This window comes from Pseudomonas sp. RIT778 (assembly GCF_019718735.1).
GTDB classification, from domain to species: domain Bacteria; phylum Pseudomonadota; class Gammaproteobacteria; order Pseudomonadales; family Pseudomonadaceae; genus Aquipseudomonas; species Aquipseudomonas aphyarum.
Genome location: NZ_JAIHBA010000026.1, coordinates 84,413 through 98,794, shown reverse-complemented (window position 1 = coordinate 98,794; position 14,382 = coordinate 84,413). Strand labels below are relative to the sequence as shown.

The 14,382-nt window shown below is 59.8% G+C and carries 15 protein-coding genes; 9 read left to right on the top strand and 6 right to left on the bottom strand.

Annotation, left to right across the window (positions count from 1 at the left end):
- Positions 1–8 precede the first annotated feature (8 nt).
- Both K5E37_RS19100 and K5E37_RS19095 read left to right on the top strand, forming a co-directional pair.
- A complete protein-coding gene (locus K5E37_RS19100; protein WP_007958721.1) occupies positions 9–812 on the top strand; it encodes an ABC transporter permease in 804 nt (267 codons plus the stop codon).
- Positions 800–1,636, top strand: a complete 837-nt coding sequence (locus K5E37_RS19095) for an ABC transporter ATP-binding protein (RefSeq protein WP_179693642.1) — start codon at positions 800–802, stop codon at positions 1,634–1,636. The genes K5E37_RS19100 and K5E37_RS19095 overlap by 13 nt, the downstream gene beginning before the upstream one ends.
- Positions 1,637–1,638: 2 nt before the next feature.
- Here the strand turns inward: K5E37_RS19095 and K5E37_RS19090 are convergent, their stop codons facing one another.
- Both K5E37_RS19090 and K5E37_RS19085 read right to left on the bottom strand, forming a co-directional pair.
- Complete coding sequence (locus tag K5E37_RS19090; protein ID WP_221534834.1) at positions 1,639–2,715, bottom strand: endonuclease/exonuclease/phosphatase family protein; 1,077 nt, start codon at positions 2,713–2,715, stop codon at positions 1,639–1,641.
- A 74-nt stretch (positions 2,716–2,789) separates the two neighbouring features.
- Positions 2,790–3,464 carry a YciC family protein gene (locus K5E37_RS19085; RefSeq protein ID WP_218189661.1) on the bottom strand — a complete coding sequence of 225 codons (675 nt, stop codon included), beginning with the start codon at positions 3,462–3,464 and terminating at the stop codon, positions 2,790–2,792.
- 178 nt (positions 3,465–3,642) lie between these two features.
- On the opposite strand from K5E37_RS19085, the gene K5E37_RS19080 reads away from it, so the two are divergent.
- From K5E37_RS19080 to K5E37_RS19070, 3 genes are all read left to right on the top strand, one after another.
- Positions 3,643–4,401, top strand: a complete 759-nt coding sequence (locus K5E37_RS19080) for a DUF2076 domain-containing protein (RefSeq protein ID WP_221534833.1) — start codon at positions 3,643–3,645, stop codon at positions 4,399–4,401.
- A gap of 137 nt (positions 4,402–4,538) precedes the next feature.
- Positions 4,539–5,018: an NYN domain-containing protein gene (locus K5E37_RS19075; protein WP_007958730.1), complete on the top strand. Its 480-nt coding sequence runs from the start codon at positions 4,539–4,541 to the stop codon at positions 5,016–5,018.
- Positions 5,019–5,058: 40 nt separating this feature from the next.
- Complete coding sequence (locus K5E37_RS19070) at positions 5,059–5,664, top strand: PolC-type DNA polymerase III (protein WP_085655028.1); 606 nt, start codon at positions 5,059–5,061, stop codon at positions 5,662–5,664.
- Positions 5,665–5,761: 97 nt separating this feature from the next.
- Here the strand turns inward: K5E37_RS19070 and K5E37_RS19065 are convergent, their stop codons facing one another.
- Positions 5,762–6,886, bottom strand: a complete 1,125-nt coding sequence (locus tag K5E37_RS19065; RefSeq protein WP_221534832.1) for a TIGR02391 family protein — start codon at positions 6,884–6,886, stop codon at positions 5,762–5,764.
- Positions 6,887–7,392: 506 nt separating this feature from the next.
- On the opposite strand from K5E37_RS19065, the gene K5E37_RS19060 reads away from it, so the two are divergent.
- Positions 7,393–7,905: a Bro-N domain-containing protein gene (locus tag K5E37_RS19060; protein ID WP_221534831.1), complete on the top strand. Its 513-nt coding sequence runs from the start codon at positions 7,393–7,395 to the stop codon at positions 7,903–7,905.
- A gap of 104 nt (positions 7,906–8,009) precedes the next feature.
- On the opposite strand, the gene K5E37_RS19055 is transcribed toward K5E37_RS19060, so the two are convergent.
- Positions 8,010–8,462, bottom strand: a complete 453-nt coding sequence (locus K5E37_RS19055) for an Lrp/AsnC family transcriptional regulator (RefSeq protein WP_221534830.1) — start codon at positions 8,460–8,462, stop codon at positions 8,010–8,012.
- Between the two features lie 163 nt (positions 8,463–8,625).
- Between K5E37_RS19055 and yedA the strand changes: the two genes are divergently transcribed.
- Both yedA and K5E37_RS19045 read left to right on the top strand, forming a co-directional pair.
- A complete protein-coding gene (yedA, locus tag K5E37_RS19050) occupies positions 8,626–9,564 on the top strand; it encodes a drug/metabolite exporter YedA (RefSeq protein WP_221534829.1) in 939 nt (312 codons plus the stop codon).
- A gap of 53 nt (positions 9,565–9,617) precedes the next feature.
- Positions 9,618–10,958: a DEAD/DEAH box helicase gene (locus K5E37_RS19045; protein WP_007958742.1), complete on the top strand. Its 1,341-nt coding sequence runs from the start codon at positions 9,618–9,620 to the stop codon at positions 10,956–10,958.
- A gap of 247 nt (positions 10,959–11,205) precedes the next feature.
- On the opposite strand, the gene K5E37_RS19040 is transcribed toward K5E37_RS19045, so the two are convergent.
- Both K5E37_RS19040 and K5E37_RS19035 read right to left on the bottom strand, forming a co-directional pair.
- Entirely contained in the window at positions 11,206–12,441 is a 1,236-nt protein-coding gene (locus tag K5E37_RS19040; RefSeq protein ID WP_221534828.1) for a TIGR03862 family flavoprotein, read from the bottom strand.
- Positions 12,442–12,735: 294 nt separating this feature from the next.
- Positions 12,736–13,656, bottom strand: coding sequence for a histone deacetylase (locus K5E37_RS19035; RefSeq protein WP_221534827.1), 921 nt, complete (start codon positions 13,654–13,656; stop codon positions 12,736–12,738).
- A gap of 82 nt (positions 13,657–13,738) precedes the next feature.
- Between K5E37_RS19035 and K5E37_RS19030 the strand changes: the two genes are divergently transcribed.
- On the top strand, positions 13,739–14,308 hold the full coding sequence (locus tag K5E37_RS19030; RefSeq protein WP_085608734.1) for a GNAT family N-acetyltransferase: 570 nt from the start codon (positions 13,739–13,741) through the stop codon (positions 14,306–14,308).
- Positions 14,309–14,382 lie beyond the last annotated feature (74 nt).

Here is a 14,382-nt window from a genome sequence, read left to right as displayed (position 1 = left end):
GACTGGTCATGTTCAAGCGCAATTCATGGCTGAGCCGCTGCATCACGCCGAAGACCGGATTGCCGGTGCCGGTAGTGTGGAGCGCCAGCGGTCTGGCCTGGGTGTTGCTGGTCGGCCTGTGGGCCGGGTTGTCCTACGGCGGCATCGTGCCGGGGATGTTCCTGCCCACGCCCGGCGCGGTGGTCGAAGCCGCCGTGCGCCTGAGCCGCGACGGCACCCTCGGCCAGCATGTCTGGGCCAGTGTCGAAGTGGTGATGGTCGGTTTCATTGTGTCGTCGCTGGTGGCGGTGCCGCTGGGCTTGCTGATGGGCAGCTTCCGCATCGTCCAGGCGTTCCTCGAACCGCTGGTGAATTTCATCCGCTACCTGCCGGTGACCTCGTTCGTGCCGCTGTTCATCCTGTGGATCGGTATCGGTCTGGAGCAACGTGTCTCGGTGATCATTTTCGGCGTGTTCTTCCAGCAACTGGTGATGATCGCCGACGTTTCCAAAGGCATTTCCAAGGACTTGATCAACGCCTCTTACACCCTCGGCTCCAACCGGCGTGACGCGGTGCTGCATGTGATCGCCCCGGCGTCGTTGCCCGGCGTACTCGACACCTTGCGGGTGACCATGGGCTGGGCCTGGACGTATCTGGTGGTCGCCGAACTGGTCGCCGCTTCCAGTGGCCTCGGTTACTTGAGCCTCAAGGCCATGCGCGGCTTTCAGGTGGATGTGATTTTTCTCGCCATCGCGATCATCGGCCTGCTCGGCCTGGTCACCGATCAACTGTTCCGCTTCTTGCGTTTGAGGATTGCCGCATGGGCTCAGTAACCGCTGCCAACCGTCGTTTCATCGAGCCGGTCGCCGCACCGGCACACGCCGCGCCAAGGTTGCAGGTGGACAAGGTCAGCCTGCGTTACAGCAAACCCGGCGGCGGAACATTCACTGCGCTTGAAGAAGTGTCGTTCGAAGTGCCGGATCAGCAATTCGCGGTGCTGGTCGGGCCGTCGGGCTGCGGCAAGTCGAGCCTGCTGTACCTCACCGCCGGCTTGGCCGAGCCGACCTCCGGCGAAATCTACGTCGGTGGCCAGCAAGTGCAGGGCCCCGGCGCGGATCGCGGAATGGTGTTCCAGAGCTACACGCTGTTTCCGTGGCTGACCGTGCGGCAAAACGTTGAATTCGGCCTCAAGCGTCGGGGCATGCCGGCGGCGCGGCGCAAGGAAATCGTCGATCACTATGTCCACGAAGTCGGCCTGTCCGGGTTTGCCGACAACTACGCCAAGCAGTTGTCCGGTGGGATGATGCAGCGGGTGGCGATTGCCCGGGCATTGGCCAACGACCCGCAGATCCTGCTGATGGACGAACCCTTCGGCGCCCTCGACAGCCAGACCCGCCTGCAAATGCAGCAGCTGTTGTTACGGGTGTGGGGCAACAGCAAGAAAACCGTGCTGTTCGTCACCCACGATATCGACGAAGCGATCCTGCTCGGCGACCGGGTGTATGTGATGGGCGCCAGGCCGGGACGGATCAAGCAGATTCTCGACGTGCCGATCGAGCGCCCACGCACGCTGGACATGGTGATGGAGCGCTCGTTCATCGACATGAAGCGGCAGATCTTCGGGCTGTTGCACGATGATCTCGAAGAAGCTCACTGAGGTCAGTTGGGCGGCAGAAGGAACCGCGCAATCACCGGCAGATGATCGGAAATGCGCAACGTATCGTCCTGCCGCACCGTGGCTTCGACCCGTTTGATCTTCGGGCTGTAGAACAGGTAATCGACCGTGCGGTCCGGGCCGTTGAGGCCGGGATCGTTGGGGTAGTGGGTAAGCCACTTGGCGCGGTCGATGCCACTGGCTTCGTTGTTGGTCGGGATCATCGGGTACTTGTCCCACAGCACATGCAGCGCACTGTCGGCGGAGTACGGCGTGCGCTGCTCGGTGGGCAGGCGCCGGTACTGGCCGAGCGGCAACAGGTTGAAGTCACCACCGATCAGCCACGGCGTGCCGTGGCTTTCGTGTTTGTCGAGGACCTTGGCCACCGCTGTCACCTGTGCCTGCAAGGTGTCGTCCGGCTGGGTGGCGCGATCCAGATGGGTGTTGAGCACCACCAGTTGCCCGCCATCGCTGAGCGGAAGGGTGGTGGCGAGCAGGGCGTTTTTCGGCTGGAACTGACGGCTGATGATGTTCGCCGGCTGCACCGGCAATTGCAGGCGCTCGGCGTGTTCGATGCGGTAGCGGCTGAGGGTCGCGAGTTGCCGGCCGACGCTGCCGAAGATGTGCGGATCCGGGACGAAATCGGCCTTCCAGTCAAAGGCGTGGGCGCTGCACGGGTAGAGGTCGGTCAGGCGTTCCTGCAACAGCTTGAGCTGGTTCTGATAGTCGCTGGCCTTGGCGCCGTCATCCAGTTCCTGCAACAGCACCACGTCGGGCTGTTCGTCGCGAATCACCCGCGCCACTTCATCGAGGCTGAACGCCATGTCTTCCGGGGTCGGGGCTTCGTCGTCGCCTTGCGCCAGGTCATTCCAGAACACGTAGCGCTTGCCGGCTAGGTATTGCACGTTCCAGGTCATGACTTTCAGGGCCTGGCCGGGGACCAGCGTCGGTGGTTGCCCGGTGCAACTGACCGGCAGGGTTTCCCGGGCGTCGGGGCGCCAGGTCAGGCTGTAGATCAGCGTGCCGATCAGGGCGAGGGCGAGCAGTACGGGCAACAGGATGTAGCGCAGTAGACGGGTCATGGCTCGGCTTATAGCGATACGGAAGTGGTCCCGAGCATACCCGAGACCCATCGATCAGCCCAAGCGCGGCGCAGTCAGACTATTCCGTCACGTTTGTCGGGCAATTCGCTAATCAGCATGAACAGGCGGAACAGCACCACGCTAGTGAACAGTTGCAGGAAGCTGTGACCGCTGTCGATCAGCACCGCAATCAACGGATTCTGCGGATCGGGATAGACCTGCAGGGTCAGGCCCTTGAGCAGCCACAATGGCCCCATCACACACAGGATGCACACCAGAATCCGCAGAAAATGCCCACGGCTCAGGCGCAGGCTTTCCTTCATTGCCTGCAACGGACCGTAACCGCGAAGCACCAGCAGATATTCACCGAAGGCCAGAGTGACCATCAGCCACAGCCCCGGCAGGAAATACAGCGACAGCCCGAGCAGGATCAACAGCGTGTTCAGCGCAGTCAGCAGGGCAAAGCGCGGCCACAGGCGAGCGGCCATCGCCAATAGATCGCGGGTTTGCGGGGATTCGCCGCGGGTGCGGGCATCGAGAAACAGAATCAGCGCGGCGGTGTACAGCGGATACACCAGCAGGCCGACGATCACGCTGATGGCCGAGTAACCGTCCGGGTCGCTGGCATGGTCGACCACCTGTTGCAGCACGGCTTCGACAATCACCAGCGGCAGGCACAACTGGACGATCCGGCCAAGATTGCGTTTGAAAAAATACAGGGAGTCGCGCAGCACATCGAAGGCATTCATCAGTCGGTATCGCAGGTCAAAAACAGTGGCCCACTTTAACCGATGATCCGTTTCGCTGCGCAAACGTAAACGTTCGGTAAAGGTCATTGAAACATTCTGTTGCTGCCTCCATTACAGAGGTGCGCCTCCTCCGACGTGGAGGAGGGCAACGTTATCCCCGGCAATCTACGAGGTCGCCATGAACAGCGAAGAACAAACCCTGATCGATGGACTGTTTTCCCGGCTGCAACAGGCCGAAACGGAGGCAGCCCCGCGCGACGCACTGGCTGAAGCGCGGATCAAGGAACACCTGACGCGCCAGCCGGCCGCAGGTTATTTCATGACCCAGGCGATTCTGGTGCAGGAGGCTGCCCTCAAGAGCCTCGACGAACAGAACAAACAACTGACTCAACAGGTCAAGCAATTGCAGGCCGAACTGCAATCGGCCAAGGCCCAGAGCGCGCCGCCGGCCTCCAGCGGTGGTGGCTTCCTGTCGAGCATCTTCGGTGGCAGCAGCCCGCGCCCGGCACCGGCCCAGAGCGCCCCGCCCTCCACCGGCGGCTGGCGTGAACCGGCACCTCAGCAGAACTTCGGTGCGCCGGCGCCACAACAGAACTTCGGCGCGCCACCACCGGGTTATGGCCAGCAACAAGCGGCCCCGGCGGCCGGCAGCAGCTTCCTCGGCGGCGCCCTGAAAACGGCGGCCGGTGTGGCGGGTGGCGTGATGCTGGCACAAGGCATCAGCAGCCTGTTCCATCACAACCAGCAGCCGGAAGAAATCGTCGAAGTCATCAAGGAAGAGCCGGCCCAGGTCAACGACCAGAGCAACAACGGCTGGGGCGATGACCAGCGCATGGCCAACAATGACTCCTACGGTAATGATCAGGGCGGCTTCACCGACACCGACTACAGCGATGACAACTCATCGTTCTTCGATGACGACGATTCATTCGTCTGATTCACCATTCGTCCGGGGCGCCTGATCGCCCCGGGCCGATTATTCGCGGAACCTTCCTTCGGGCTGGCATACTGAGCGCCTTTTTCGGGCCTGGTGCCTGATCCGGCTCATGCGCGTCAGCGCTCACAGGAACTCCGGTGAAAAAAATCGCAGTGTTCGCCGATGTGCAGAACCTCTACTACACCGTGCGTCAGGCCTATGGTTGCCACTTCAACTACGCGGCGCTGTGGGCGGATGTCAGCCAGCACGGGCAGATCGTCGAGGCCTACGCCTATGCGATCGACCGGGGCGACAGCAAACAGCAGCAGTTCCAGCAGATCCTGCGCAACCTCGGTTTCACCGTGAAACTCAAACCCTACATCCAGCGCAGCGACGGCTCGGCCAAGGGCGACTGGGACGTGGGCATCACCCTCGACATCATGGACGCCGCCGACCACGTCGACGAAATCGTCCTGGCCTCCGGTGATGGTGATTTCGACATGCTGCTCGAACGCATCATCAACAAACACGGCGTGCAAGCTGTGGCCTACGGCGTTCCCGGCCTGACCGCCAACTCGCTGATCCGCGCCGCCAGCCGTTACGTGCCGATCGAAGGCGCACTGCTGTTGAAAAATTGAGCCCTGCTCAAGTATTGATTTGGACGGAGTACCTCCCGGTTTGGAACGCATTGCAGTCATCGACTTTGAAACCACCGGCATCTCGCCGAGCAGCAGCTGCCGGGCCACGGAAATCGCCGTGGTCATGCTGGAAAACGGCCGCATCGTCGAGCGTTACCAGAGCCTGATGAACGCCGGCGTCCGCGTCCCGGCCTTCATCGAACAACTCACCGGCATCAGCAACGCCATGCTGCGCACCGCGCCGTCGGCCGAACAGGTGATGAACGAAGTCAACGAATTCGTCGGCTGCACGCCGCTGCTGGCGCACAACGCCGCGTTCGACCAGAAGTTCTGGGACTTCGAACTGGGCCGGATCAAACGCACCCGTTTGCAGAACTTTGCCTGTTCGCTGCTGCTGGCCCGCCGTTTGATGCCGGCGGCGCCGAACCACAAGCTCGGCACGCTCACCACGTTTGCCCAGTTGCCGCATACCGGCCAGGCGCACAGGGCGATGGCGGATGCGGAGATGGCGGCGAACCTGATGGCGCATTTGGCGGATGAGCTGCGGCACAAGCATGGGGTGCGGGAGCTATCGCACGACCTGCTGTGCAAATTGCAGAAGGTGCCGGCCGCTAAAGTCGGCGAACACCTCCAGCGCTATCGCTGATCTCAAGATCACCGCAAATGCTGTAGAGGCTGGTGAGTGCACCGAAGCTGCGACATATCGCAGCTTCGGCTAGTTGTGAACCCTGTCGAGAGATTGTTCAGAAAGGAATGTCGTCGATAAATGGCTCATACGTTGGTTCTACGGCTTCAAAGTTATTCACTGCTTCTGTCAGTTCTTCACTCCAGTCCTTCCAAGGCATTACATCAGTAGCATCGTAAAATCTCTCGTCACCATTTTTTATTTTTTCCGTAAAAAGTATGTCGAAGCCAAAAGGGAGGCTATCGGATAAGTGAATCATGCTCGATAGTATGTATCTAATTATGTAGTCTTCTTTCTCTGCGTTGTCGGAGTGTAGGCTGTCGGAAATCGCTCTAAGCGCCTCTTTTTTTAGGGATATTTGCGGGAGTATTGAAACGATCCATGTTCCCAGTGAGCCATCTCGAACACGATTTAAATTTGTGTCGTATTTTCCATCTTTGATTGATCTGATTAGGCGGTTTTCGATCCGTAGGCGAGCGGTCTCTTGTAAGTGTGCCCAACATTTACCACCTAGGGAGCCAATTATTATTCTTAAGGTTGTTTCGTCGTCTGCAGTTTTTAATTCGTCTGAAATGATTTCGTAGGCTTGGTTTATTTGATCGCTTGAAAGCTTTGGAATTAACGCGTTAAAGAAATATTTAAGGTGCTCGATTTTTCCGGCGGTTTTTGCTCTGTACACATCGAGGAAAGTTTCCAGGCGTTGATTTGCGGGGATTTCGTCGACTAGTAACTCCGCGTATCGTACTTGTGGCACAAAGTCTGGATCAAGTATGCGTTTGAGATAGTCTTCTCTTGAGAATTGAGATTTAGCTAGATCTAGTTGGCGGACGATGTAGCCGATGAATATAATTATTATCTGCGCGTCTTCGTCGGTGTCGGAAATCTTTTCATGGCTTCGAGGGTTTCTAAAGGTTTGATAGATTCCTCGAAGTGTTTGCTCCATTCCTTTTTGGATGTTTCGCTCCGACTCTGTTTGGAGTTTGTTGAGTTTAATTTTTGGCGACGCTCCACCAAATGCACTTCCGATAAGTGGTGCTCCGTCGCCTTCTAGACCGGATTTTTTGCGGATCAGATCACTCAGATAATGGAATGCATCTAAAATCGCACCAGTAAAGTTCCTTTTTTCATAGTTGGTTCTTGTTAATGTCCAGAGGTCTGTTGGAATTTTGGTTTCAAGATTCAAGATGTTCTCCTTGAGATGCTTCAATTGCCTCATTAACTAAGGTTTGAACCTGCTTCGCTATCCAGCTGAAATGTTAAAGGTTGATCAAGCTCCGTCTTTTGGCGTTGATTTAACGTATCCGCTGTTTTTCATACCGTCCATGGAAGGATGGAGGTTTTTCGCGTCTACGTTGATTTTGTGTTTAACGTTGTGCCACGGCCTGGCGATTAATCCTACCGAACTATAGGGGATATCTGTCTTGCTGCTCCCTTGCTACACCACTAACCTCTAGACGTCGCTGCCAATTCAGCGACCGGGACTGCAAGCCCGCCGATAGTTTGTTAGGAGACCACTGGCAAACCTATAATCGCGTCGCTTCGATTAGCGACCACGATTAATGGTAGCTGTGTGCGGGAGACCTTCGGGTCTGCCGAGGTCTCCTACTCGGTCTTGCAGACCCGTGCACAGCTGCCACCCATCATCTGCAAGTGATGCTGGCAGCTCCGATATTCAAAAGGAGATTTGTCATGGTCAAGGTTGTCCCCACGTACGCTGAAGGTTTCGGTTCAGCAATCACCCGTGAAACGCCAATTCATCCCCAGTCGTTCATTCGCCATCACATTCAATTGAGGGCCACTCTGCAGCATGCGGAAGCCTGGTTCTGCGCCCGAGACGTAGGTCGTCTCATGGGGATGGAAATCAACGCGCGACAAGTGCTCAAGCTGGATGAGGACCAGCGGCAGATGATGTATCTGTCCGGAAATGACGGTGCTCAAGAGACGTTGATGGTGAGCGAGTCCGGGGTTTACGCAATGCTGGTCTATCACTACTGCCCGGAAAACCGTCACCTGCGCCGTTGGCTGACGCATCAGGTAGTGCCAATGCTTCATCAGGAGTCGAAGTCAGTTTCTGGCCCTCATGTACGTTTGATGAGTTTTGCGGGCGAAACGCTGAAGCTCCTCCACTGGCGAAACGAGCCGTGGGTGCGCATGCGAGATATGCCGTATCTGGTGACACAGGAAGGGCGCGGCTACTGTTGAGGGCTTTCCACTGATTCAGCGATCAGAGATTGATTGCTGATCTGGTCAGTTGTCTGCGGGAGCGAGCCGACTCGCTCCCTCAGCAGATTCGGGCACACCCGTATTTACTTGCCGTTCCCTTCGATGTGGCCGAGCGGCACCCGCTTCTCTATCGCACTCGACAACACGATCGACGTCTTGCTGAACCCGAATTTCGCCACCCGGTTGATCAAATCCTCCAGCTCCGGCATCGAACCCACCGCGGCCTTCATGATCACGCACGGATCGCCCGTCACTCGAAAGCACTCGGTCAGTTGCGGAATTTTCACCAGTTCGTCGTAGACCTTTTGACTGCCGTTCTGGTGGAGGCGCAATTCGATCACGCACTGGATCGGCAAGCCGATTTTCGACAGGTCGATGTTCGCCTGATACCCGGTGATGACTCCGGCCGCCTCGAGTTTGGCCACGCGTTCGGCGACGGCGGGGGCGGAGAGGTTCACTTTGCGGGCGAGGTCGGCGTAGGACGCGCGACCGTTTTCTAGCAGGGCGCCGAGCAGCATGCGGTCGTATTTGTCCAAGGTCGGACTCCTGAAAATGCCAGACTTTCGAAATCGCGGTTTTGGCCGTCGATCTCCGTGTTTTCAAAAGTGTACCGGCGCTATAAACAGGTTTTGTAACTTATTTTTAGCGGTTGGCCTTTCTAGAATAACCAATCCTCTGAGTCTGACTTTCGAGCTGCCCATGTCTGCCTTGCGCCGTTTTTCCCTGCCGTTGATCGCTGCGTTTTTTGCGTTGTACGTGATTTGGGGATCGACCTATCTGGTGATCCGCATCGGCGTCGAATACTGGCCGCCGCTGATGCTCGGCGGTGTGCGCTTCGTGATTGCCGGCACTCTGATGTACGCCTTCCTGCGCTGGCGTGGGGCACCGGCGCCGACCTGGGCGCAGTGGAGAGCGGCGGGGATCATCGGGATTCTGTTGCTCAGTTTCGGCAACGGCGCGGTGACTTTGGCCGAGCACAGTGGCGTGGCGTCGGGTGTTGCCGCGCTGGCGGTGGCGACGGTGCCGTTGTTCACTTTGCTCTGCGGCTATTTCTGGGGCGCGCGTAACACCCGTCTGGAATGGGCCGGGGTGGCGATGGGGATTATCGGCATCGCGATGCTCAACATGGGCTCCAACCTGCAATCGAGCCCGCTGGGCGCGGCGTTGCTGATTTTCGCGGCGGCGAGCTGGGCGTTCGGTTCGGTGTGGAGCAAACATTTGCCGTTGCCCCAGGGTGCAATGGCCAGTGCCGTGGAAATGCTGGTCGGCGGCGTGGTGTTGTTGATCGGCAGCGCGGCCAGCGGTGAACACCTGCAAGCCATGCCGCCACTGGAAGGCTGGCTAGCGCTGGCGTACCTGATCTTCTTCGGCTCGATCATCGCCTTCAACGCCTACATGTACCTGTTGAAAAACGTTCGCCCGGCGGCAGCCACCAGTTATGCCTATGTGAACCCGGCGGTGGCAGTGTTGCTGGGGATCGTGTTTGTCGGCGAGACCATCGGGATCGAAGAGGCGCTGGCGATGCTGGTGATCATTGGTGCGGTGGTGCTGATCGGTCTGCCACAGTGGCGGCGCCCACGGCAGCTGCCGGTGGTCAGCGAGCCGGCTGCCATAGCGACGGAGCAGCGTGCGAATTAGGGTAAACTGCGCGCCATCGCACACTTGCTCTGATTTATTCCTACGGTACTCCCATGACTTTCGCCACTCTTGGCCTGATCGAACCCTTGCTGCGCTCCCTCGAGAAGCTCGGCTACCAGACCCCGACGCCGGTGCAGGCGCAAGCCATTCCGGCCGTGCTGGCCGGTCGCGACCTGATGGCCGCGGCCCAGACCGGCACCGGCAAGACCGCCGGTTTTGCCTTGCCGCTGCTGCAACTGCTGGCGATGGAAGGGCCGAAAGTCACCGCCAACTCGGTGCGTGCGCTGATTCTGGTGCCGACCCGCGAGCTGGCCGAACAAGTCCACGAAGCTGTGCGCCAGTACGCCGAAAACCTGCCATTGCGCACTTACGCGGTGTACGGCGGCGTCAGCATCAACCCGCAAATGATGAAGCTGCGTGGCGGCGTCGATCTGTTGGTCGCGACCCCGGGCCGTCTGCTCGACCTGTTCCGCCAGAACGCGCTGAAGTTCAACCAGCTGCAAACCCTGGTGCTGGACGAAGCCGACCGTATGCTCGACCTGGGCTTTTCCGAAGAGCTGGCGAACATTTACCGCGCGCTGCCGAAGAAACGTCAGACGCTGCTGTTCTCCGCGACCTTCTCCGATGACATCCGCCTGCTGGCCGGACAGATGCTCAACGATCCACAGAGCATCGAAGTCAGCCCGCGCAACGTGGCCGCCAACACCGTCAAGCAATGGGTGGTGACCGTGGACAAGAAGCGCAAGCCGGAACTGTTCGTGCACCTGATGCGCAAGAACAAGTGGAAGCAGGTGCTGGTATTCGCCAAGACCCGTAATGGTGTGGACGCGCTGGTCGAGAAACTTCAGGGCCTGGGCGTGAACGCCGACGGCATCCACGGCGACAAGCCGCAAGCGACCCGGCAGCGCGCGCTGGATCGTTTCAAGCTGAGCGAAGTGCAGATTCTGGTGGCCACCGATGTTGCTGCCCGTGGTCTGGATATCGAAGACCTGCCGCTGGTGGTCAACTTTGATCTGCCGATCGTCGCTGAGGATTACATTCACCGTATCGGCCGGACTGGCCGCGCGGGTTCGACCGGTGAGGCGATTTCGCTGGTGTGCGCTGATGAAGTGAACATGTTGTCGGCGATTGAAATGCTGACTCGCAGCACGTTGAAGCGTGAGGTTGAGCCGGATTTCGTGCCGGAGCACCGTGTGCCGGACACCGATGCCAGTGGTCAGGTGATCAAGAAGCCGAAGAAGCCAAAGAAGCCGAAAGCTTCCGGTGGTGGCGGTGGCAAGCGCAATCTGGGCAAGTGGGTGGACAGCGGGGAGACCCAGGCGCCGGAGCCTTCGATCAAGCCTGTGCGTAAGGTGCCGGTGTTCAATACCGGGCCGCGTAAGCGTAAGCCTTAAAGATTGCCTTAAAGATCAAAAGCCCCCTCACCCTAACCCTCTCCCGGGGGGAGAGGGGACTGACGGGGTTGATTTTGCGAGTTACGCCGACCTGAAATGTCGAGTCGAACTCAGGTTATGAAAAGCACTTGATCTATAAATCCATAATCGACTCGGTCTTTCAGGTCGATTTATGACGCCAGACACCTCGGTCGGCTCCCTCTCCTGGGGGAGAGGGCTGGGGTGAGGAGAAAGGGGCGACCCGATCTCAGCGTCGTAACCAGTCCAGCATCCCCAACCCCGCCACCCGGCCACTGGCAAAACACGCCGTCAGCAAATACCCCCCAGTCGGCGCTTCCCAATCCAGCATCTCCCCCGCACAAAACACCCCCGGCAACGCCTTGAGCATCATCCGCTCATCCATCGCCTCGAACGTCACGCCCCCGGCACTGCTGATCGCTTCATCCAGCGGACGGGTTTTCACCAGCGTCAGCGGCAAAGCCTTGATCGCCCTGGCCAGCAACGCCGGATCAGCAAACGTCGCTGCATCAGTGAGTTCGCGCAGCAACGCCGCCTTCACTCCATCAATCCCGACATGACTGTGCAGATGCTTGGCCATTGAGCGCGAACCCCGTGGTTTGCTCAACGCCGCCTGCAATTTATCCACAGGCCGGCCGGGCAGCAGGTCGATGTGAACAGTCGCGGTACCGTGCACATTGATCGCCTCACGAATCGGCGCTGACAGCGCGTAGATCAGGCTGCCCTCGATGCCGGTCGCAGTGATCACGCATTCACCCAGACGCGGAACGTCGTCGTTCAAACCGATGGCGATATTTTTCAGCGGCGCGCCGGCGAATTTGCTGACCATCACTTCGCTCCAGGCCTGCACCTCGAAGCCGCAATTGCTTGGCTGCAAGGGCGCCAGTCCTACGCCGCGTTGCTCCAGCGGCAGCATCCACGCGCCGTCGGAACCCAGCCGCGACCAGCTACCGCCGCCGAGGGCGAGCAGGGTGGCGTCGGGGGTAAGGGTTTGCTCGCCCTCCGGGCTGTCGATGCGCAGCGCGCCGTTTTCGTCCCAGCCGAGCCAGCGGTGGCGGGTGTGGATAACCACGCCGCTGTCGCGCAGGCGCTTGAGCCAGGCGCGCAGCAAGGGCGCGGCTTTCATGTCGGTGGGGAACACCCGGCCGGAGCTGCCGATGAAGGTTTCGATGCCCAGTTCGTGAATCCACCGGCACAGCGCATCGGCGTCGAACGCGCGCAGCAGCGGGGCGATGTTCGGGGCGCGTTCGGCGTAGCGCGACAGGAACGCCGGGTAGGCTTCGGAATGGGTGATGTTCATGCCGCCAACCCCGGCCAGCAGGAACTTGCGGCCCACCGAGGGCATGCCGTCGTACAGATCGACGCGGACTCCGGCCTGGCTCAGCACTTCGGCGGCCATCAGGCCGGCGGGGCCACCGCCGATGATGGCGACGTGAGCGGGAGAGGTGGCGTGAATCTGGGTCATGGCGTGCGCTGCGGTCTGACGAAATATGGCGCGCATTCTAACAGCGCAGAAACCGGGTGGGAGCGAGCTTGCTCGCGAAAGCGGTGAGTCATTCAGTTAAATGTTGAATGTACTGACGCCATCGTCGGATCGCCGCCCGGACCAAGCTCGCTCCCACAGGGATTTGTGATGATTGAAAGGTCTGATCAAAAAACAACCAGCGCGCTGCAAGCCATGTTCAGCGTGGGCTGTAGTCCCTTTCGCTCAGGTTATCCACAGGCCGTTCCACAGCCATTGTGGGTAACGCAGCACAACTCAATGACAACCCGATGACTGCCAGACGCGCTGCGCACTGTGATGCAGGATCCCGTGGCGGCGGGCGAGGGCGTGGCGATCCTTGCTGTAACCACCGCCGATCACCCCGACCACCGGGATGTCGCGACCCAGGCAGTGGCGCATCACGCTTTCGTCGCGGGCGGCGACGCCTTCGTCGGTCAGTTGCAGATAACCGAGGGCGTCGTCCTTGTGCACGTCGACGCCGGCGTCGTAGAGCACCAGATCCGGCTGATACAGCGGCAGCAGATAGTTGAGCGCGTCATCGACAACTTTCAGGTAATCGGCGTCGCCCATGCCGTTGGGCAGCGGAATGTCCCAGTCGCTTTTGGCCTTGCGTGCAGGAAAGTTCTTTTCGCAGTGCAGGGAAACGGTGATCGCTTCCGGGGTGTTGTGCAGAATCCGTGCAGTCCCGTCACCCTGATGCACGTCGCAGTCGAAGATCAGCACCCGGTTCACCCGGCCGCTTTGCAGCAGGTAGTGACTGATGATCGCCAGGTCGTTGAAGATGCAGAAGCCGGCGGGGTAGTCGTAATGGGCGTGATGGGTGCCACCGGCGAGGTGGCAGGCCAGGCCATGTTCCAGCGCTTTCTCCGCTGCCAGAATCGATCCGCCGACCGCCCGCACGGTGCGTCTAGCCAGGGCTTCATTCCACGGCAGACCGAGGCGCCGCTGGTCTTCGCGGGACAACTCGCCGCTCATGTAGCGTTCGATATAACCGCGGTCATGGGCAAGGGCGAGAATGTCGGCAGGGCACAGTTCAGGGCGCAACAGGTCTTCGTCGCGGGTCAGGCCGCTGTCCACCAGGTGATCGCGCAGCAGGCGGAACTTGTCCATGGGAAAGCGGTGATCCGCCGGAAATTCCGGGCTGTAGTCTGCGTGGTAGATCAGCGGCAACGGCATGGTGGACTATTCATAAAGGCTGCAGGAAAGAGTGCAAAGCCTAACAGCGATGTAGACTGACGGCATCAAGCGGAGGGGCGGGATGGAACCGATACTGGAGCTGGAAAGCGCAAGGCTGCTGATGCGCCAATGGCAGGACGAGGATTTGCCGGCGTTCGCGGCCATGTGCGCCGACCCGCAGGTGATGCGCTACTTCCCCGCGCCCTTGAGCCGGCTGGAAAGCGCCGCGCTGATCGGCCGGGTGCGCGGGCATTTTGCCGAGCACGGTTACGGCCTGTGGGCGCTGGAGCGCAAGGACAGCGGCGAGTTCATCGGTTTTACCGGGCTCGGCGTGGTCGGCTTCGATGCGCCGTTCACCCCAGCGGTGGAAATCGGCTGGCGGCTGGCCAAGGAACACTGGGGCCTTGGTTATGCCAGCGAAGCGGCGTGGACCGCGTTGCGTTGCGGCTTTGACCGGGTGGCGCTGAATGAAGTGGTGTCGTTCACCAGCGAGACCAATCTGCCGTCGCAGAAAGTCATGCAGGCGATCGGCATGCACCACGCCCCGCAGGATGATTTCGACCACCCGCGTCTCGCGGACGGTCACCCGTTACGGCGACATGTGTTGTACCGCATCACGAGGGAGCAGTGGCTGGAAACCTTGCATGGATAAGCAGGCGCGGACGTTTACAATGGCCGGCACCCTGGGGCGCCGGCCAGAACCTGAATCCCCCGCCGCAGCCAAGA